16 protein-coding genes are annotated in these 21,419 nt (G+C 52.8%); 8 read left to right on the plus strand and 8 right to left on the minus strand.

Going from position 1 to position 21,419, the window contains the following annotated elements; genetic code table 11:
• Window positions 1-153: 153 nt before the first annotated feature.
• The 3 genes from LDN30_RS01095 to LDN30_RS01105 all read right to left on the minus strand — a co-directional run bounded on the left by LDN30_RS01095 (window position 154) and on the right by LDN30_RS01105 (window position 3,897).
• Entirely contained in the window at window positions 154-1,662 is a 1,509-nt protein-coding gene (locus LDN30_RS01095; RefSeq protein WP_223926761.1) for a butyryl-CoA:acetate CoA transferase, read from the minus strand.
• Between the two features lie 166 nt (window positions 1,663-1,828).
• Window positions 1,829-2,827 carry a phosphatase PAP2 family protein gene (locus LDN30_RS01100; protein WP_223928483.1) on the minus strand — a complete coding sequence of 333 codons (999 nt, stop codon included), beginning with the start codon at window positions 2,825-2,827 and terminating at the stop codon, window positions 1,829-1,831.
• Window positions 2,828-2,898: 71 nt separating this feature from the next.
• A complete protein-coding gene (locus LDN30_RS01105) occupies window positions 2,899-3,897 on the minus strand; it encodes an NAD-dependent epimerase/dehydratase family protein (RefSeq protein WP_223928484.1) in 999 nt (332 codons plus the stop codon).
• Window positions 3,898-4,032: 135 nt separating this feature from the next.
• Here LDN30_RS01105 and rnr point away from each other — a divergent pair, with 135 nt between their 5' ends.
• Together rnr and LDN30_RS01115 are read left to right on the plus strand one after the other, a co-directional pair.
• Window positions 4,033-6,339: a ribonuclease R gene (rnr, locus tag LDN30_RS01110; protein ID WP_223928485.1), complete on the plus strand. Its 2,307-nt coding sequence runs from the start codon at window positions 4,033-4,035 to the stop codon at window positions 6,337-6,339.
• Between the two features lie 2 nt (window positions 6,340-6,341).
• A complete protein-coding gene (locus LDN30_RS01115) occupies window positions 6,342-7,118 on the plus strand; it encodes a hypothetical protein (RefSeq protein WP_223928486.1) in 777 nt (258 codons plus the stop codon).
• Window positions 7,119-7,659: 541 nt separating this feature from the next.
• Here the strand turns inward: LDN30_RS01115 and LDN30_RS01120 are convergent.
• Genes LDN30_RS01120 through LDN30_RS01130 form a run of 3 tightly spaced genes read right to left on the minus strand, consistent with a single transcriptional unit; the run spans window position 7,660 to window position 10,869 of the window.
• Window positions 7,660-9,195, minus strand: coding sequence for a bifunctional GNAT family N-acetyltransferase/carbon-nitrogen hydrolase family protein (locus LDN30_RS01120; protein ID WP_223928487.1), 1,536 nt, complete (start codon window positions 9,193-9,195; stop codon window positions 7,660-7,662).
• Between the two features lie 19 nt (window positions 9,196-9,214).
• Entirely contained in the window at window positions 9,215-10,219 is a 1,005-nt protein-coding gene (locus LDN30_RS01125; RefSeq protein WP_223929408.1) for a glycosyltransferase family 9 protein, read from the minus strand.
• Between the two features lie 47 nt (window positions 10,220-10,266).
• Window positions 10,267-10,869, minus strand: a complete 603-nt coding sequence (locus LDN30_RS01130; RefSeq protein WP_223928488.1) for a DUF4254 domain-containing protein — start codon at window positions 10,867-10,869, stop codon at window positions 10,267-10,269.
• Window positions 10,870-11,192: 323 nt separating this feature from the next.
• Between LDN30_RS01130 and LDN30_RS01135 the strand changes: the two genes are divergently transcribed.
• The 6 genes from LDN30_RS01135 (at window position 11,193) to LDN30_RS01160 (ending at window position 18,841) form a co-directional block, all read left to right on the plus strand.
• Window positions 11,193-11,429, plus strand: coding sequence for an acyl carrier protein (locus tag LDN30_RS01135; protein ID WP_223926768.1), 237 nt, complete (start codon window positions 11,193-11,195; stop codon window positions 11,427-11,429).
• 137 nt (window positions 11,430-11,566) lie between these two features.
• Window positions 11,567-12,829, plus strand: a complete 1,263-nt coding sequence (fabF, locus tag LDN30_RS01140) for a beta-ketoacyl-ACP synthase II (RefSeq protein WP_223926769.1) — start codon at window positions 11,567-11,569, stop codon at window positions 12,827-12,829.
• Entirely contained in the window at window positions 12,819-13,874 is a 1,056-nt protein-coding gene (gene rnc / locus LDN30_RS01145; protein ID WP_223928489.1) for a ribonuclease III, read from the plus strand. Before fabF ends, rnc begins: the two co-directional genes overlap by 11 nt.
• Window positions 13,875-14,426: 552 nt before the next feature.
• Window positions 14,427-15,962, plus strand: a complete 1,536-nt coding sequence (locus tag LDN30_RS01150; RefSeq protein WP_223928490.1) for a GH3 auxin-responsive promoter family protein — start codon at window positions 14,427-14,429, stop codon at window positions 15,960-15,962.
• Between the two features lie 54 nt (window positions 15,963-16,016).
• Window positions 16,017-18,005 (plus strand): Ig-like domain-containing protein, encoded by a 1,989-nt coding sequence (locus LDN30_RS01155; protein ID WP_223928491.1) that lies wholly within the window; start codon window positions 16,017-16,019, stop codon window positions 18,003-18,005.
• 29 nt (window positions 18,006-18,034) lie between these two features.
• Window positions 18,035-18,841, plus strand: coding sequence for a DUF3108 domain-containing protein (locus tag LDN30_RS01160; protein WP_223928492.1), 807 nt, complete (start codon window positions 18,035-18,037; stop codon window positions 18,839-18,841).
• A gap of 150 nt (window positions 18,842-18,991) precedes the next feature.
• Here LDN30_RS01160 and LDN30_RS01165 read toward each other — a convergent pair whose 3' ends face one another.
• Window positions 18,992-20,026 carry an L-rhamnose/proton symporter RhaT gene (locus LDN30_RS01165; RefSeq protein WP_223928493.1) on the minus strand — a complete coding sequence of 345 codons (1,035 nt, stop codon included), beginning with the start codon at window positions 20,024-20,026 and terminating at the stop codon, window positions 18,992-18,994.
• A gap of 62 nt (window positions 20,027-20,088) precedes the next feature.
• On the minus strand, window positions 20,089-21,342 hold the full coding sequence (locus tag LDN30_RS01170; RefSeq protein WP_223928494.1) for an L-rhamnose isomerase: 1,254 nt from the start codon (window positions 21,340-21,342) through the stop codon (window positions 20,089-20,091).
• Window positions 21,343-21,419: the final 77 nt, after the last annotated feature.

A 21,419-nucleotide genomic window follows, 5' to 3' on the forward strand; every position in this document is an offset into this window, starting at 1 on the left:
TCAATGGGATTACACTGCCAATGCGTCGCCCCAAATCATCATAGATAAACCATAATGAGCTGATAATCAGGATAGAAATTTATGTCTTGATGAAAAGTGATGAAGTTAAGTGCACCTGAATGAAATAATATTGCATTTGAAACATCACTCCCCCTACCCTATATACTCGCCAAAATCGGTTAGCCGCATGTCGCCTTTGCGCTCGAAAGTGTCGTGCATGGCGAAGGCAGCGCGCAGGTTGTGGGGCGTATGCCCTTTCTCGGCGATGCGCAGATACTCCCTGAGCAGAGGCCGGTAGTCGGGGTGGGCGCAGTTCTCTATTATCTCATGGGCACGATGCAGAGGGCCCTTGCCGCGGAGGTCGGCAACGCCCTGTTCGGTGACGATGACGTCGACATCGTGCTCCGTGGAGTCGATATGCGAGCAGAACGGCACGATGGCCGAAATTTTTCCGTCCTTGGCCGTCGACGGTGTGGTGAATATCGACACGTAGCCGTTGCGCTCATAATCGCACGAGCCGCCGATACCGTTCATCAGTCGCGAGGCGCAGATGTGGCTGGAGTTCTCGTTGCCGTAGATATCGCATTCGATGGCCGTATTGATGGCGATGCTCCCGAGGCGGCGTATGACCTCCGGCGAGTTGGCAATCTCGCTCTGCCTGATGACGAGGTGCTTGGCAAAGAAGTCGATATTGTCGTAGACGTGGTGCAGGGCCTCATTGGTGACTGTCATGGCCGTTGCCGACGCCGCCTTGACGAGACCGCGCTCGATGAGGTCGATGGCCGCATCCTGGACCACCTCCGAATAAACCTCGAAACTCGGAATGTGATGGTTCTTGCCCATAGCGGCCAAGACGGCGTTGCCCGTGGCCCCCACACCGCTCTGGATGGGCAGGAACTGCGGTGGTATGCGACCGGCCTTCATGTCGGCAACGAGGAACTCGGCAACGTTGTTGCCCATCTGCTCCGTCGTGGGGGTAAGAGCCTTGAACTGACGGGCCTCCTCGGGGATGTTGCACTCGACGACACAAACTATCTTCTTAGGGTCGATGGATACGTAGTCCTTGCCAATCCTGTCGAGAACGTGGATAATGGGTATTGGCTGACGGCCGAAACCGCACTCGCCGGGTTCAAAAGTGTCGTGGAGCATGCGCGAGAGCGGACTGTGGAAGTGGTTGAGCTCGATAATGATGCGGCGGGCCAGCCGGGCTGCCGTAGTGGCGATGCCACCGGCCGACGTCAGCGACAAGCGGCACTCGTCGGTACCCTCGACGATGTCGGAGGCCTCGATGATAAGCCAGTCCATAGTGCCGTAGACACCATGGCGCAGGCGCTCAGCCATGTGGCCGAGGTGCATGTCCTCATATTCTATCTCCTCAAGGTTGACATGCTCACGGAAATCCTTGTTCGTCGAGAACGGAGCCCGGAATTTTATGGCATGGGCCAACGCCATGTCGCCCTCGATGCTCTGACAACTCGATGCGCCGGAGAAGATTCCGACCTTGAAGGGGTGGCCGGCCTCATGCTCGCGGACGGCACGTTTCGACAACTCGCGGAACACAGCCTTTGGGTCGCCGTTGGGTGTGAATCCACCTATGGCTATGTTGTCACCGTCGTGAATAAGTTCTGCGGCCTCCGAGGCCGTCATCCTTGTGTATGCCATAATGATTGAATATTAATACAGGTTAAACAAGCAATTTATGCAAAGGTAGTAATAAATATCTGAAGTAGCTTACTGTTAAGCCATTTATTTTAGTGATTTATTGCAAAATGGAATTTTATTCATTCCATTTGCAATAATCACTCTGCCGGCACGCCTCGGCCGACGGTTATTTCCTCTCCATTCCTCTTGACAGCCACATCATGAGGAAGTAGAACCCAACGCCGGTGATGAGTCCGGCGATGGCGTCGATGAGGTAGTGAGCCTGGATATAAACTGTGGCGCAGCAGAGGAAGATATAGAAAGGAAGGTAAACGAAGAACAGACGGCGGTTGCCGCTATGCCAGGCGAGGAGCATGCAGATGGTGCTCACCCCGACATGGCTGCTGGGGAAGGCGGCTGTGGGACGCTCGCCGGCTGCCTTGGCATCCTCGACAAACTGATAGAACACACCGTCGGTATAGCCCGGCGAGGGCAGGCTCGCGGTGTGGGTGAGGAAGTAGTCGTGGACGTTGGGGAACACTCCCTCGGCTATCGTTTTCAGTCCTACGGCATGATAGTAGAACGTGGGACCGACAACGGGGAGGAATATATATATAAGGTAGTAGACGAAGAACGAGGCGAGGATGACGAAGGTGGCGCGCTCAAACTCGCGATAGCGGAAAGCAAAATAGAACATGGCCGTCACCGCTATCATGAAGTAGTAGGAGCCATAGCCCATGTCGAAGAGCTCACTGGCTACGTGACTCGGCAGCACCTGCGAGAAGAGCAGTGCCGGCTGACAGCCGAAGAGCTGTTGCTCCCACTGCGCAAAGAGGTGGTCGAGATTCGGAAACAAGCGGTTGAAGTCGTAGGTCTCGGGGTACCATAAGCCTAACAGTGCGAGCTGAACGACCCCGCGGATGCCGAGCATCAGGCGGCAGGGCACAAGGCGATAGACGCCCCACAGGGCAAGGGTCATAGCCAAGAATCGCACACGGGCCATGAGTATGGCCGACGGGTCGGACATGCGGGTATAGAGAAAAAGGACGAGAAGGGTTGTCAACGCGGCGTAGGCGATGGCCACTTTCTCGAAGACCATCAGACCGCCGAGGGGTTTCTTCTCTATGGCGAAGAGGTCCTTGAGACCTGCCACGGTCAGCAGACTGGTATTATCTTTCTTTGTCATTGATTCGTTTTGGTTATTTTCCTATGGAGGAAAGGATTTTGCAGGGAACGACAACGGCTCCGGTGCGGCCCTCAGAGCCACCCGTTGGCCTTATACCAGGCCACGGTGTCGGCGACGCCACGGCTGAGGTCCCACTGCGGGTCGAAGCCTAACTCCTTGCGCGCAAGGGTGATATCGCACCGCCAGTTGCGCTGTTTGAGAATATTATACTTGTCGTTGTTGAGCACTATCATGCGGCCGGTGATGTGGCCGATGATGTCGCCGACAGCCGTGATTACGCGCAGCAACCAGCAGGGAGCGGTGATGCGAACCCACCACGGACGGCCGAGGGCCTCGTGGACGAGGTCGCTGAAGGTGCTGCTCTGGTAGACGCTGCCGTCGCTGAGGAAGTAGGCATGACCGGTGACACCGTGGTCGAGGGCCTCAAAAACGGCCTGGACGACATCGCCGACATATACGAAGGTGATGTCCTGACGCTTGAAACCAACGGCAAAATCGGTGTGGCCCTTGATGCTTTTCATCATCACGTAGTAGTCCTTCTCGCGCGGACCGTAGACGCCGGTGGGCCGGAGGATGACGTAGGGGAAGGCCGACGGCAGCGAGGCGAGGTAGCGCTCGGCCTCGAGTTTGCTGCGGCCGTAGGCGGTGTTAGGGCGTGGGGTGTCGGTGGGTTCAATCTCAGTGTAGGGCTGCTGCTCGCGGATGGCCCCGAAGACGCTCAGCGACGACATGTAGACAAAGTGCTCCAAGGGCATGTGAAGGCTCATCAAGGCCTCTACAAGATTCTTTGTGCCGTAGGTGTTGACACGGAAGAAATCGTCGCTGCGAAGGGCTTTCGTCACTCCTGCGGCATGGACGACATAGTCGAACTGGTGGCCCTCGAGCTCACGGCGCAGCGACGCCACGTCCTGAAGGTTGAGTTCGATGAAGTGGATGCGGCTGTCGGTGAGGTACTTTCGCGACGACGTAGAGCGGACGGCGGCCCACGTCTCCATGCCAAGGCGCAGGGCCTCCTCGACGATAAACGAGCCAATAAAGCCCGATGCACCCGTAATTAATATTTTTTTCATCAAGATTTAATCTGTTTTGCTTGCAAAGGTACAAACTTTTTTGTTACTTTGCCTACAGAATCATTACATTAATGATTTCGGCGACGATTGTTGTACAATTCGTCTTATTTTATTAACATTGTGGATATTACTACTATGGCAAAAGGAAATGGAAACGGCAGACGCCTCACTAAAAAGCAAATGGCTGAAAAGCTCACGGCTTTCTTCCAGACGCAACCAGGCGAGACGTTCAGCTTCAAGCAGATATTCAAGGCCCTGCATCTCACTACACACCCGCAGAAGATGCTCGCCATCGACACCATGGACGAGATGGCATGGGACGACTTCCTGGCCAAGGTCGGCGACAACGCCTACCGGCTGAACACTAAAGGACAGGTCCAGGAGGGTACTTTCATCAGAAAATCGAACGGAAAGAATACTTTCCAGCCCGACGACGGCGGCACTCCAATCTTCGTGTCGGAACGCAACTCGATGTCGGCACTCAACGGCGACAGGGTGAGGGTGCAGATAATGGCCCGGCGGCAGAAGCACATCAAGGAGGCAATGGTGACGGAAATTCTTCAGCGAAAGAAGGATACATTCGTCGGACGACTGCGTGTCGACCGCGACATCGCATTCCTCGTGACGCAGGAGAACCTCTTCGTACACGATATTCTCATACCAAAAAAGAAACTCAAAGGAGGAAAAACCGACGACCGTGCGGTAGTGAAGATAACGCAATGGCCCGATGCCGACCACAAAAATCTTGTCGGTGAGGTCATCGACGTGCTCGGTCCTGCCGGCGACAACGACGTCGAGATGAACACTATCCTTGCCCAGTATGGTCTGCCCTACAAGTATCCTAAACGCGTGGAGGATGCCGCCGACAAGATTACAGGTGAGGTGACGAAGTCCGATCTCGACGAGAGGGAGGACTTCAGAGGCACATGGACGTGCACCATCGACCCGAAAGACGCCAAGGACTTTGACGACGCGCTGAGCATAAAGAAGCTCGACAACGGACTGTGGGAGGTCGGCGTGCACATTGCCGACGTCAGCCATTACGTCAAGGAGGGTGACATCATCGACCGTGAGGCCCAGAAGAGGGCCACAAGCATATACCTCGTCGACAGGACAATACCCATGCTGCCGGAGCATCTGTGCAACTTCGTATGCTCGCTGCGCCCTAACGAGGAGAAGCTGTGCTACAGCGCAGTGTTCAATCTCGACGAGAAAGGCGACGTAAAGGCATTCCGGCTCGTACACACCGTAATAAAATCGGACAGGAGATACGCCTACGAGGAGGTGCAGCAACTGCTTGAGGATAACGGTGTTATAGACGGAACGGGTGAGCCGGCACCGGCTCCCGGACCCGACGGATACAAGGGACAGTATGCCGAACAGCTCATCACCCTCGACCGACTCGCTAAGATGCTGAGGAAGAAACGCTTCAAAAACGGAAGCGTGAAGTTCGATACCGAGGAACTGCACTTCGACATCGACGAGAAGGGAAAGCCCATACGCTGCTACTTCAAGCGCTCGAAGGATGCCAATAAGCTCGTAGAGGAGTTCATGCTCTTAGCCAACAGAAGTGTCGCTGAGATGGTGGGAAAGGTGAAAAAAGGAAAGAAAGCCAAGACGCTGCCATACCGCATCCACGACAATCCGGACCCGCAGAAGTTCGAGAACCTGCGGGAATTCTCGGCCAAATTCGGCTACAAGCTGAAGTCGTCGAGCACGAAAGGTGCCACGGCAAGGGCTCTGAACACCCTCATGGATGAGGTTGAAGGAAAGAGGGAGGCCAAGCTGATTCAGACCATTGCCCTCAGGTCGATGATGAAAGCAAAATACTCGACCCACAATATCGGCCACTTCGGACTGGCGTTCGACTACTACACGCATTTCACATCACCTATCCGGCGCTACCCCGACACCATGGTGCACCGCCTGCTGACCAGGTATCAGAACGGCGGACGGTCGGCAAATCAGGATAAGTATGAGGAACTGTGCGAGCACTGCTCTGATATGGAGCAGGTGGCACAGAACGCTGAGCGCGACTCGACAAAGTATAAGATGGTCGAATTCATGGGCGAGCACGTTGGAGAGAAGTTCGACGCCCACATCTCTGGCATCCAGAGCTACGGCATATATGCCGAAATCGACGAGAACCACTGCGAGGGAATGATCTCCATGCGCGACCTCGGCGACGACTACTACGACTTCGACGAAAAGAACTATTGTCTCATCGGACGACGCCATCACCACTGTTATCAGCTCGGCGACCCCATAAGAATACAGGTGGCAAAGGCTAATCTCGAGAAGAAACAACTCGACTTCATCATTGCCGACGACTCTCCCGACGCTCCTACAACGAAGAAAACCGTAAGTCTCGACGACAAACGGCGCGACGACCGGAAACGGAATAAAGGCGGGAAAAAAGGCGGAAAGAGAAGAAAAAAATAGTAATGAACGTTCATAAGATAATAATTCTCGTGATGGCAATCCTGTGCGCTGCATCCGCCGGCGCACAGGATTTTCAGCGATTGAAAGGCTATTACCGTGTATATCAGACCACTGACTCGGCGCTGACATACTTCTGGGACGGCTACATGGAGATATTCGTACCTCTTGACAGCACCGACGATGCCACGTTCTGCCAGCGGAAATTCCTCGGCGAAAGGCGCAGAAAAGCCCCGAAAGCCAACGGCGACGACCTCTTCGTACAGATAAATCTGCCCAATCTTGAGGTGACACCGCTGTCGAAGAGTATCAGTGCCGACGAATATTCCACCCGCAATAACGGCGACATCTACTTCCTCAGCCATAAAGCGGGAAACATCGCGCGCACCGACTCGACGGCAACGATTGTTCTCGACGAGTTAGCGGGACGACCCGACCATAGCCTTGACATGAGCCAACTGAAGATGTACGGCGTTAAAGCGACCATGACGGGATATCAGGACTTTGAGAAACGCTCTACTGTAAACGGCAAAAACCACAACGCCATAATCTCTTTCGGCAAGCACACGGAGTATCTTGCGAGGTACCGCGGGGAGGATACAGACGAGAAAATCAGCGTTACAAGCGAGTTTTTCGTCACCGACCGGCAGATGGTCACAAGGCAACAGATGAAGAAAATAATGAAAGAGAAGAACCACATCTGGAGTTTTACCATCCCCGAGACTATCACCCCGCTACCCGAATCCATCGCATCTGCATGGCAACAGTTGGTGGAATACTGATGGAATAGGGTAAAGCAACAAGAGAATACCGGCAATAAGATGTAAAAATAATTCATATCATTTCGTCTATCGCACCGTCTTTGTACTGCATTGATTATCAGAGGGTTGCCAATACATGCCATTTTGCGTTCTAAAACGGTCCGTTTTGGGATGCAAAACGGTCCGTTTCGCAAGCTGAAACAGGCCGTTTTAGAGGCCGAAACGATAGGTTTGGGGATGGTGTAAAGATATTTCGATATTGGTTTGTTGTTGAGTTGTCTTTTCCAGGCTACAAGGATGATAGAGAAAACACTATGCTATTGGTTTATCTCTGCATCCATAGAATTCACCAAGAAACCGTAATTATTAGGGATATATAAAAGGTCGTAAGCTACACTTGCCTTGATAAGGTGGTGCTTAGGTTATTGGTTATCAGAATTTTACTACAGGTAGAACTCATCGGAAGAGTGGTGACGGCGATAAAAATCGGTCGTGACGATAGGCTGACAATGGCAATATAATGCAACATGCCGGCCGCAGAAAGCTGTGGCCGGCATGTGATTTACTTCTTGAACCGTGTTTCGTAGAGATCCTTACGGCGGTCGCGGAGGTTGCGGACGGAACCATAAGTATGGAGTTCTGAGAGCTGATTGAGGTCGACATCGGCAACGAGAATCATCTCAGTGTTAGGTGTTGCCTCTGCGCGCCGCCCGTCATACGGGAACTGGAAGTCACAAGGGGTGAACACTCCCGACTGCGCATACTGGATGTCCATATTCTGAACGCGCGGCAGATTGCCTACACTGCCGGCTATAGCCACGTAGCACTCGTTCTCGATAGCCCTGGCCTGCGCACAGATACGCACCCGGTTGTAGGCGTTCTGCGTGTCGGTCATGAAGGGAACGAAAAGGATCTGCATGCCATCGTCGGCCAAGAGTCGCGACAATTCGGGGAATTCGACATCATAGCATATAAGCACTCCGATGCGCCCGCAGTCGGTATCGAAGGTCTTTACCCTCGAGCCCTGGCTGAGACCCCAGAACTTCTGCTCATCAGGGGTGACATGAATCTTCTCATACATCTCCATGGAGCCGTCGCGCCGGCAAAGGAATCCCACATTATACAGTCCCCCGTCGTCCTTTATGAACGGCATGGAACCGGTGATAATATTAATGTTGTAGCTGATGGCGAGTTCGCGGAAGCGGTCGCGAATTTTCTCAGTGTATTGTGCCAGGGCACGTATCGACTGTGCCTCACCCATCTTATTGAACGGAGCCATGAGCGGTGCGTTGAAATATTCGGGGAAGAGGATGAAGTCGGCCTTATAGCTCGACACCGAGTCGACGAAGAATTCGGCCTGCTCCACGAGGTCGTCGATGTCCTTATAGTTTCGCATCTGCCACTGCACCAGACCTATTCTGACCGTCGGACGGCGCTCCACCTTGTTCTGTTCCTTGGGCGGCTCATAGTAGATATTGTCCCACTGGAGCAGACAAGCGCAATGGCACGACTCCTCATCGTTGGGCAGGTAGTTCCTGATAACCCTCCGGACGTGGAAGTCGTTCGACAGTTGGAAATTGAGAACGGGGTCGTAAATCTCCCTTGAGCGCACCTTCTCGATGTACTCTTTCGGGCGCATCTTGTCGGCATACTTATGATAATTAGGTATACGACCGCCGAACATTATAGCCTTGAGGTTCAGTTTCTCGCAGAGTTCCTTCCGGTATTCATACATCCGTCGGCCAAGGCGCAGTCCGCGGTAGTCGGGATGGATGAACACCTCTATGCCGTAGAGGATGTTTCCGTCGGGCTCATGGGTGTTAAACGTCTCGTTGCCAGTGACCTGAGCGTATGTGTGGTCGCCCTTGACCATATTGTAGTCGACGATGATGCTGAGCGCGCAGCCCACAATTTTGTCGTCGGCGATGATGACCACCTGCCCTTCCGGGAAGATGGTTATGAGCTTCTTTATCTGCTCGTGGGTCCAGAATACATCGCTGTCGCCGTATATGCGCCGGAACGATTTAGCCAATTGGTCGTAATCCTCCATCCTTAAATTACGGAGGGTTACCTTATTTATCTGTTTAACTTGGGACATATAATGGATGAATGATAATCTATTTGAGATGCCTCTCCACGGCCTCTGCAATCATCTCCGGTGTTATCTGCCGCATGCAAGCAAAGTCGCCGCGGCGGCAAGTCTTGTTTCCATATACCGAGCAGGGCCGGCATGGCAAGTCGACACCGATGCTGTCGCTGTCGTCCTGATGCCATGGCTGGAATCCCGCAAAGGGGTGTGTGGCTCCCCAGACGCTGACAACCTTGCATCCTGCCACCGCTGCGAGATGCATATTTCCGCTGTCCATCGACAGCATCACGTCGAGATGGCTCATGAGGATAAGCTCGTTGGCAAGTCCGCCGAGCACTTTCGAGGCATTGGTGCACTGGTCGTACTTGGCGCACCATTGGTCGAAGTGCATCATTTCGCCCTCTCCGCCGCCGAAGAAGAATATCCGGCAGTCGGGATGAGCATTGATTATAAGCCGAATTACGGCCTCCATCATCTCCACGGGATATACTTTCCACTGGTGGGCGGCAAACGGAGCCAGTCCTATCCACTTCTGTCCTGAAGGCTTCGTGGTGCCGATAAGCGCCGGGAATGCCGCCATATCGCCCTTCCCCTCGCCGAAGATGCTTGTGAAGTCGAGCTTTACGGGATAACCCAATTTGGCAAGAACATCACTGTAGTTGTCGAAAGACGTGGGCAGCTGTTTCCTTACCTTATTACTATAGTCGCACAACCGCCGTTTCTCAGCCCTGTGCTTGTCGATGTGCTCCACCTTTACATGGTCGGTGAGACTGACGTTGAACCGTGTTCTGACATACTTTGTACGCAGCACATCGTGGAAATCGGCGACGGCAGTGAAGTTCTTCGCCATCAGCCGCCGGTAGAGCTTGTTGAGTCCGTGCACCCCCTTGTACTCGCCATCGATGTCGGCCTCCATGAAGAAGAGGTTCGGCGCGAGGTTCTCAAAGAGCGGCCTCGCAAAGGGACGGCTGAGGACCGTAAATCTCACATCAGGGTACTGCTTTGCCGCCGACACCACTACTGGCACGGTCATAGCCACATCGCCTATTGCCGACAGTCGTATTATGAGAACGTGCTGGGTCACTTTTTGTACAATACAGGGTTAGTAGCCGGGTCGTTGTACATCTTCATCTGTCTGTAGACTTTCATGTATTTCCTTCCGGCCTTGATGTCATCAAGCAGCTGGTCGATGGCCGTCGAGAGGTCCTTCTGCTGTTCTATGAGCACGGCGAGCTTGTCCTTGCACCGTGCTATGTGCTCCGGCGTAGCGTCGGTACGCTCTGTCTGCTCCCGCATGTGATAGATTTTCAGTGCAAGGATGCTCAGTCGGTCGATAGCCCACGCAGGACTCTCCGTGTTGATGGTAGCGTCGGGCAGCGGCGTAACGTCAGAGAAGAGCTGACGGAAGTACGAGTCGATCTGCTCCACGAGGTCGGTGCGGTCCTGATTGCTGCGGTCTATGCGGTGCTTGAGGTTCATACCATCGACCGGATTGATGTGCGGGTCACGGATGAGATCCTCATAGTGCCACTGCACCGTGTCAATCCAGCACTTCAGATAGAGGCGGTTCTCGATGGAATCGCGGTCGTACGGATTGCTGATAGGTGTGTCGACATCGTCCTTCACGTGGTAGTCACGGATGGCCTGATTGAAAATCTCATTGCAATGTTCAGTGAATGACATCTTATTATTGTTTAATTCTTTATTATTGTATGCTGATTTCCGATTCATTTCGATACATCATGCAAAAATACGAAATTTTAAACGTGATTCCAAATAAAAGACTGTTTTTTTCGTTTCGAATACCACAAAATTCTTCCATCAACAGTGTGATAATACGCATCTTACACTGTTTTTCGGTGAAAAAATTGCACAATGGTATATCATTTGTGCATTGAAAAATAAGTTTTCTTTAAAATTATTTGCACACTCGGATAAAAATTTGTTCCTTTGCACCCGATTTTGGAAATAGAAAACAATTATAACATCTTAAAAAGAAAACAATTATGTCAGAAATTGAAGCAAAAGTAAAAGACATTATCGTCGACAAACTTGGTGTTGACGAGGCAGAGGTAAAGCCTGAGGCAAGTTTCACCAACGACCTGGGAGCCGATTCTCTGGACACCGTAGAGCTCATCATGGAGTTCGAGAAGCAGTTCGGCATTTCAATCCCTGACGACAAGGCTGAGAAGATTGCCACTGTCGGTGACGCCATCAAGTATATCGAGGAGAACGCAAAGTAATCAATTTCCTCAATAGTTGATTTAAGAAATGTTGGGTGTTGGAAGCCGATAGAGCGTTCAGCGCCCAACATTTTTGAGTTTTATAATATGCTGTGACGGCCGCCGATGGTTGTCCAGCAGTCCCAAAAGCACAATAAATGGAATTAAATAGAGTAGTAGTAACAGGCCTCGGCGCTGTCACACCACTTGGCCTTAATGTCGAAGAGACATGGAAGTCGATGGTTGAGGGCAAGAGCGGCTGTGGCCCGATTACCCAGTTTGATGCCTCACAATGCAAGACACACTTCGCCTGCGAGGTTAAGGGTTTCGATCCCAAGCAGTATCTCGACCGCAAAGAGATCCGCAAGATGGACCGTTACACCCAGCTGGCTATGGCCAGTGCCATTCAGGGCGTAGAGGATTCCGGCATCGATGCAGAGGGTATCGACAAGAATCGTGTAGGCGTTATCTACGGTGTTGGTATCGGAGGTATAAACACTTTCCAGAAGGAAGTTGTCGACTACGGTCAGAACATCGAGCGCGGCCCGTTCTTCTCGCCGTTCTTCATCCCAATGATGATCTCGGATATTGCCGCTGGACAGATTTCCATCAAGTATGGATTCCACGGCCCCAACTACGCAACGACGAGTGCATGCGCCTCTTCGACGAACGCCCTTGCCGACGCTTTCAACCTCCTTCGCTTAGGTAAGGCCGACATCATCGTTGCCGGTGGTGCCGAGAGCGCCATCTGCATGTGCGGTGTCGGTGGATTCAACTCGATGAAAGCCCTGTCGACACGCAACGACGATCCTGAGCACGCTTCACGCCCATTCTCGGCAAGTCGCGACGGATTCATCATGGGTGAGGGTGCCGGATGCCTTATCCTCGAGACTCTCGAGCATGCCAAGGCACGCGGCGCAAAGATTTATGCTGAGATGGTTGGTGAGGGCGAGAGTGCCGATGCCTACCACATCACAGCCTCTCACCCCGAGGGTCTCGGTGCAAAGCTTGTCATGGAGGCCGCTCTCGACGACGCTCATCTCACTCCTGCCGACATCGACTACATCAATGTCCACGGCACATCGACCCACGTCGGCGACATCTCAGAGGCCAAGGCCATCAAGGATGTCTTCGGCGACGACGCTTACCGCCTGAACATCTCGTCGACAAAGAGTATGACCGGACACCTTCTCGGTGCTGCCGGAGCTGTTGAAGCATTAGCTTGCGTGAAGTCAATCACCGACGACATCGTTCCGCCGACCATCAACCACGCTGACGGCGACGACGATCCGGAAATCGACTACAAGATGAACTTCACATTCAACAAGGCCCAGAAGCGCGAGGTACGTGCCGCACTGAGCAACACCTTCGGTTTCGGTGGCCACAATGCATGCGTTATCTTCAAGAAGTATGCTGAATAATATCATTGATAGAATAAAGCTCCCTTTCCGCAAGGATAAGGAGCTTTATTTGTCTCTGAACAGAATTCTCGGCGTCCTTCCCCACGACATCAGTTTCTATAAGATTGCGCTGATGCACAAGAGCGTTGCCCACCGCAACGCCAAAGGCAAGAAAGTCAACAACGAGCGGTTGGAGTTTCTCGGCGATGCCATCCTCGACGCTATCGTCGGCGACATCGTCTTCCGCCATTTTCCGGGCAAAAAGGAGGGTTTCCTTACCAACACCCGGTCGAAAATCGTGCAGCGCGACACCCTCAACCGTCTTGCCAAGACCATGGGCATCAACGACCTGATACTCTCCTCGGGCCATTCGTCAGCCCACAACAGCTATATGGGCGGCAATGCATTCGAGGCTGTCGTCGGAGCGCTGTATCTCGACCATGGCTACGATGCCTGCATGCGGTTCATGAAGCGACAGATTCTCGGCGAGCTCATCAACATCGACAAGGTTGCTTACAAGGAGGTAAACTTCAAGTCGAAGCTCATAGAGTGGAGTCAGAAGAACCGCGTGAACGTAGAGTTCAGGCTCATCAGCCAGGGCAAGGACGAGAACGGCAGTCCGATGTTCGACTATAAGGTGTTCATCGAGGACCTTGAGGGCTGCGACGGCAAGGGATTCTCGAAGAAAGAGAGCCAGCAGATGGCCGCCAAGCTCACCCTTCAGAAGCTGCGCCGCATGCCACAGTTCATCGACGCCGTCTTCCAGGCCAAAGGCAACCGCACAAAGATGGAGGAAGAACCCGTTGAGAACGTTCCCGAGACGGAGCAGCAGAGCGACTTCCTCATCGGTAAGGCTGCCAAGCCCAAGGAGAAGCACGAGACTCCTTTCCACGAGGAAGTGTTCGACGATAAGCCCATAGTCAAGGACAATAGCGTGGACCCGGAGCTGAAAGCAGAGACAAAAGAAGAGAAAGACGACTTCGACGGCAATAACAACAGCGATGACGGCAAGCGCGAAAGCATCATCGCGGCGGCAGAGGCCGCAGCCTTCGAGGGCAAGGAATAACTGTAGCGCAAATAGATTTTAGGAAAGTTGCAGAAGCTGTTGACCATTCAGTTTCTGCAACTTTTTTTGTTGCCTTAGGTGGAGTGAATGGAGTGGATGGAACGAATCGAAATTCTGAAAAATCTTTACTGCAATTCAATATGGGCCATTTCGGCTTGCGAAACGGCCCGTTTCGGCTTCTAAAACGGTCCGTTTCAGCGTGCGAAACGGCCCGTTTTAGAACGCCAAATGGCATGTATTGATAAGTGATTATAAATCAATTAATTACAAAGATGGTTCAGAAAGGAGTATTGTTTGAATTATTTTTACATCTTATAAGCCTCTCCCCCACCCTCTCCTGCTGATGAAAATGAAGTGACAAACGTGCCTTGCCTACGCAATTTCAATTCTTTCGAGTGCGGTAATGTAAGGAATGACAACATCGCGGAGTCACCGCCACGCAGCAGAAAAAGGCATAATAACCAGATTATATATATTAAATAAAGTAAAAAACGATGCTTTTGCCGGAGATTTATGTAATTTTGTCAGTTCAAAAAATTATCTATCAAACAAATGAGTCTGACCAGTATAGCAAGGATGTTCTTCCAGAGCCGCATGCGCGAGCTTGACACCTATCCTGCCAACGGCGAGCAGATGCAGCGCGACGTGCTGCGCTTTCTCGTCTCGAGGGCAAAGGATACGGAGTTTGGTATGAAGCACCTTTTCAACCATATCAACAATTACGACGACTACGTGAGGAACGTACCCGTCAACGACTACGAGACGCTCAAGGGCGACATTGACCGCATGCGCCATGGCGAGAAGGACATTCTGTGGCCCGGACTGGTGAAGTGGTATGCCAAGAGCTCCGGAACAACCAACGACAAGAGCAAGTTCATACCCGTCACGCAGGAGGGCCTGCAGCACATCCACTATCAAGGTCCGAAGGATTGCGTCACGTTCTATCTGCGCAACAATCCCAAGAGCCGCATCTTCGACGGCCGAAGCCTCATTCTCGGAGGCAGCCACCAGTCGAACTACAACCTCCCCAACTCGCTCGTCGGCGATCTCAGTGCCATCCTCATCGAGAATATCACGCCGTTAGCCGAACTCGTCAGGGTGCCGAAGAAGGCTACAGCCCTCATCAGCGACTTCGAGGTGAAACGGGACAGGATTGCCCGCGAGACGATGAACAAGAACGTCACAAACATCTCCGGCGTACCGTCGTGGATGCTCTCCGTACTCGTGCGCATTCTCGAAATTTCGGGAAAGAAGCACATCGAGGACGTATGGCCTAACCTCGAGGTATTCTTCCACGGGGGAATAGCCTTCACGCCCTACCGCAAGCAGTACGAGCAGATCATCACAAGCGATAAGATGCACTACATGGAAACCTACAACGCCAGCGAGGGTTTCTTCGGCATACAGGACGACCCGACCGACAAGAGCATGCTCCTGATGCTCGACTACGGCGTATTCTACGAGTTCCTGCCCGTCGACGAGATAGGATCGAGCCACCCGAACATCGTGCCCCTCAGCGGCGTCGAGCTCGGAAAGAACTATGCCATGCTCATCAGCTCGTCGTGCGGACTGTGGAGATACGAAATCGGCGACACGGTAAGCTTCACGAGCCGCAATCCGTATAAGTTCGTCATCACGGGCCGGACAAAATACTTCATCAACGCTTTCGGCGAGGAACTCATCATGGACAACGCCGAGAAAGGACTCGCCTACGCCTGCGAGAAGACCGGTGCCATAGTATCCGAATATACCGCCGCACCGGTTTATATGGACGATAAGGCCAGATGCCGCCACCAGTGGCTCATAGAGTTCAGCAAGGAACCTGCCGACATCGACGCCTTCGCCGACATCCTCGACAAGCACCTTCAGGCCATCAACTCCGACTACGAGGCCAAGCGCTACCACGACATCACGCTCCAGCGCCTCGAAATCGTCAAGGCACGCCCGAACCTCTTCAACGACTGGCTGAAGGCCAAGGGCAAGCTCGGCGGACAGCACAAGGTGCCGCGACTGTCGAACAACCGGAAAAATATTGACGAACTACTCGAGATGAACACTGCCAAAAGCAAGGGCAGTGAGCGGATATGATGAACCCGGAAGATGGCTTTGAGGCAAGGATTGTAATACACACACATAAGGATAATGAAACAAAGCAAATTCGATAAACCGTCAAGCAGGAAGGCACTGCACTTCTTACCCTTTTGCGCTCTTGCACTCCTACTCTCAGCCTGCGCCAAGATGGGACAACCCGATGGGGGATGGTACGACGAGACACCACCACAGGTCATCGCCGAATCGCCGTCAGACGGGGCCACAGGGGTCAACAGCAAAAAGGCCACACTATACTTCAGCGAGTACATAAAAATTGACAATCCAACGGAGAATGTCGTCGTCTCGCCACCACAAAAGGAGGCTCCGGAAATAAAAAACGAGGGAAAGAAAATATCGGTCAAACTCATCGACGACCTCAAGCCGAACACTACATACACCATCGACTTCTCCAACGCCATATCGGACAACAACGAGGGAAATCCGTTGGGCAACTACACCTACACCTTCTCCACCGGCGACCATATCGACACCATGGAGGTGGCAGGATGCGTCGTAGAGGCCGATAATCTCGAACCGGTGAAGGGAATTCTCGTAGGACTCTACGACAATTTCGCCGACAGTGCCTTCACCACACTGCCCATGCTGCGCGTGGCACGCACAGACGACACAGGACACTTCGACATCAAGGGTGTGCGCAACGGAAAATATCACGTCTTCGCCCTGCAGGATGCCGACAACAACTATATTTTCAATGCCAAGAGCGAGATGATAGCCTTCGACAAGACCGTCTATGCCACCACCTGCCGACCCGACATCAGGCAGGACACCATCTGGCGCGACTCGCTTCATATTCAGGACATTAAGCGCATTCCATACACTCACTTCCTGCCCGACAACATAGTCCTGCGGGCGTTCAACGAGGAACTTACCGACCGATATTTCCAGAAGGCCGACCGCGCGGAGGCCGACCACTTCTCGCTAATCTTCACTTACGGCGACAGCGAGATGCCGAGGATTAAAGGGCTGAACTTCAACGCCGACAACGCGTTCATCGTCGAGCCATCGGTCAATACCGACACTATAACCTACTGGCTCCGCGACTCCGCTCTCGTCGACCAGGACACGCTGAACATTCAGCTGCAATACCGCATGACCGACAGCACGGGGACACTCGTACCGCAGACCGATACCCTGCAAATACTCTCGAAACAGCCCTACGAAAAGCGGCTGAAGAAGCAGCAGGAGCAGTTCGACAAATGGAAAAAAGCTCAGGAAAAGAGAAAGAAGAAGGGCGAATCGTATCAGACGGTGATGCCGGCCGAAGTGCTCAAGCCCGACTATAATATCGGTTCGACTATCAATCCCGACCAGACACCGACGATATACATGCCCAAGCCGCTGGCAAGGATGGACACGGCGAAAATCCATCTCTACGAGAAAATCGACACCACATGGACCCCGATACCGTTCCAGATAGGTGAGGACCCGTCGCGACCGCGCACCTACCGGCTCATCGGCGAGTGGCGACCGGGACGGCAGTACAGCCTCGAAACCGACTCGATGGCCTTCACCGACATCTACGGCCACGTCTCAGCGGCCGACAAGCAGGGATTCCGAGTGCCCGAAGAGGACGAATACAATACGCTGCCAGTGAATATCACCGGATTCGACGGTAAGCACATCGTCGTCAGACTCCTCGACCAGTCGGGAAAAACGATAAAGGAGCAGGCCTCGGACAACTCGCAGGTGGTATTCCAATGGATAAAACCGGGAACGTACTACATGAGTATGTTCGTCGACGACAACCGCAACGGACGGTGGGACACGGGCGACTACAAGGCCAACCGGCAGCCGGAGGCGCTCTACTACTACGACGACAAGATAGAGCGCAAGGCCAAATGGGACGACGTCGTCACGTGGAATCCGACGGCAAAACCGCTTAATCAGCAGAAACCGAGCCGATTAGTGAAGACGAAAAGTACGGCTCAGAAGAAGATCAAAAACCGCAATGCCGAGAGAGCCAAGAGCCTCGGCATCCCATATATACCCGGACAGACGGGAGTAACGGAAAAGAAATAACAAAAAGTAGAAAGTAAACAGAACGCATCATGAATACTCAAGCAAAGAAATTGCGACTGCTCCTCATCGCGCTCCTCATGACACTGTCGGTAGGAGTCCACGCTCAGGGAATGGCAAACACTGCATTCAAGGCTGGGGAATTCCTCTCCTACAATCTCTATTTCAACTGGAAATTCGTTTGGATAAAGGCCGGAAATGCATCGCTGTCGACGACTCTCACACGATTCAAGGGTCAGAACGCCTACAAAGCGAGCCTTAACGCAAGCACAAACTCGAGAGCCGACAAGTTCTATATCATCCGCGACAACCTGACAGCCTACTGCACAGGCAATCTCGTACCGCTCTTCTACTCGAAGACGACACACGAGGGCGACAGGCGGAATCTCGACGAGGTGAACTACACTTTCAACGGTTCGCGATGCACTATAAAGCAGCGCCGCCGCAAGACTGATGGCTCCAACCACTACAAGACTACTGTCAAGAGCAACGCCTTCGACATGCTAAGCGTCTTCCTCAGAGCGCGCTCGTGGGATGCCGCACACTGGAGAACGGGCTATAAGGTGGGATTCAATATCGTCGACGGCAACAGCTGCAACCCGGCTTACATCCAATATGGCGGCAAAACGAATATTTCGGGCGACAACGGACATAAATACCGCTGCCTGAAACTGTCGTACTTCGAGAACGAAGGAAAGGGTTACAAGCGCATAGCCACATTCTACGTCACCGATGATAAGAACCATATACCGGTGCTCATCGACCTCAACCTCAAGTTCGGTTCGGCAAAGGCCAAGATTGTAAGCATCAGAGGAAATCGCTATCCTGTAGAAGCATAAGCATGGTTTTTACCGCTTCTGAGGTATAAACAAGCACTGAGAACCGGTAAAAATAAACCGCAAGACAATAAAAAAGGTCTTTTCCACTGTCTTAACCTGCAAGGGTTATGATGTGGAAAAGACCTTTTTTCGTGATTTAAAAAGCGGTAATTATATCAGCTGCGGAAGGAAACACGACACGATGAGCACCACTATACCGGCTATGAGCACCGTTACGGTCTTACGTGAGCATCCGTTCCACTCGTGGAGAATAATCCCCCACACATTCGAGAACGTCACGTTGAGGGCCATAAGAATGCAGAACGAGAGGGTCATGAGCGTTGGCGACGACGTAAGGAATCCCTTGCCGAGCGACAAACCGAAGAACTGGCTGTACCACAACGCTCCTGCAAGAATGCAGAAGAGGAGGTTGTTGGACCAGACATTGCCCTTGCGGTAGTCGGACCAGGTATTATTCTTGTGGTTCTGCCAGAAACAATAGACGGCATTGGTGAAGAAACCGCCGAGGGTAACGAGGAACGTGGCAGGGAGGGTCTTGAACATATCGGGGGTCATATCGCCGAAATTGATGTCCTTGCCGAACTCCAGACCGACGTTGAAACATCCGCTCATGAATCCCGACAGCAACGCAATGACGATGCCCTTGGGGAAGTTGAAGTCGCGGACAGCCTCCTTCTTCTGCTCGTCGCTGAGCGAGTCGGCCTTCATCTTGCCCGCCACACCGATGATGGCTATACCCACGAGTGTCACCGCAACACCGATGAGAACGGCGGCTGTGAGCGACGAGAGGGCGTTCATTTCGGGGAAGAAGATGTTAAGCAGGACCGGTCCCATGATTGTTCCTAATCCGGCACATGTGCCGAGGGCTATCGACTGTCCGAGAGCTACGCCGAGATAGCGCATCGAAAGTCCGAAGGTCAGACCGCCGATGCCCCACAGAAGGCCGAAGAAAACGGTCATAACGATGTTGAACGACGGCGCGGCGGCGAACATCTCAGTCAGCGAATGGCCTTCGGGAACAGCCAACAGCATACCTAAAAACGGGAGGACAAGCCACGCAAAGACACCCTGGACGAGCCAGTAACTCTCCCACGACCAGTCCTTAATCTTGTTTATCGGGACGTAGGAGCTGCTCTGGCAGAAGGCTCCCACGGCAATAATCAAAAGTCCTAATAGTATTTCCATAATGAAAAAACCTCCTCCAAGCCCTCCACAATGGAGTGTCGGGCCGGAGGAGGACGCGATGATTACTTTCTCTTGAATGTCACTTCACTCTCGTATTTCTCAATCTCGGGGATGTATTCCTCACCAACAGGAACATTGTTCTTGAGGTTGAAATAGTCGTAGACGGCTCCGAGCGGCAGAGTTTTCTCCTCCTCCATGAGCGCAAGGCGCTGGAAGAGCTGTCCGTTGTCCTCATACTTGCGCAGCAGGTCGAGCGGCTCAAGGAAGGCGGCGAGCAGCGACTTCTGTGTGGCACGGGTACCGATGATATAAGCTCCTATGCGGTCGATGGACGCATCGAAGTAGTCGAGACCGATATGAGCACGGTGGAGCTGTCCGGCGCGGACGAGCTCGAAGAAGAGGTTGCGCGTATTGTCGTCGAAGAGGGTCACGTGGTCGGAATCCCAGTGCATAGGACGGCTGACGTGAAGCATGAGCTCAGGAACGAAGAGGAGCAGCGACGAAACGGCGTTGGATACGTCCTCGGTGGGCTCGTAGTGGCCTGTGTCGAGGGTGTACATCATATTGTTCTTGGCACAGTAGCCGGCAACGAAGTCGTGGCTGCCAACGGTGAAGGCCTCAAGGCCAATACCGAACAGCTTTGCCTCAAGACAGGTCTTCATATTCGGGAGGTTCTCGCTCATAATCTCGTCGAGACTCTCCTTGAAAATCTTTCTGTAACGGTACTTTTCGGTCGTGTAGTCCTTCGAACCGTCGTGCACCCAGATGTTCATAATGCACGGATCGTCCTGGTATTTACCCATGGCGTCGGCAATGCGGCGGCATCTCTTGGTGTGCTCAATCCAGAAATTGCGTATGCCATCGTCGGGATTGGCCAGCGAGAGGCTTCCGCTCTTAGGGTGGGAGAAACTGGTTGAGTTGAAGTCGAGCTTCAGATTCTTCTCCTTTGCCCACTGCATCCAGCTCTCGAAGTGCTTTGGCTCCACCTGGTCGCGGTCGACAAATTTGCCGCCGAAGTCGCCGTAAGTCTCGTGAAGGTTAAGGCGGAAGGTACCGGCAAGCATCGACTGCACCTTCTCGATGTCCTGTCGGAGCTCATCGATGTTGCGGGCACGGCCGGGGAAGTTTCCCGTTGTCATGATACCGCCGCTGAGAGCATCGTTGCGCTCGAAGCCGACAACGTCGTCGGCCTGCCAGCAGTGGAGCGAGATAGGGGTCTGCTCCAGAGTCGCAATGGCTTTGTCGGTGTCAACACCAAAGGCAGCGTAACGCTCCTTTGCTACTTCATAATTTTTCTTGATTGTCTCTTCATTCATAAGTTTATATCTTTTTATCGTTTGGATTTAAATAGAAATTTGCCATTGCTCTGTTCTGATTATGACATTATCTCTTT

The organism is Prevotella lacticifex (genome assembly GCF_019973375.1).
In the GTDB taxonomy this organism is placed as follows: Bacteria; Bacteroidota; Bacteroidia; order Bacteroidales; family Bacteroidaceae; genus Prevotella; species Prevotella lacticifex.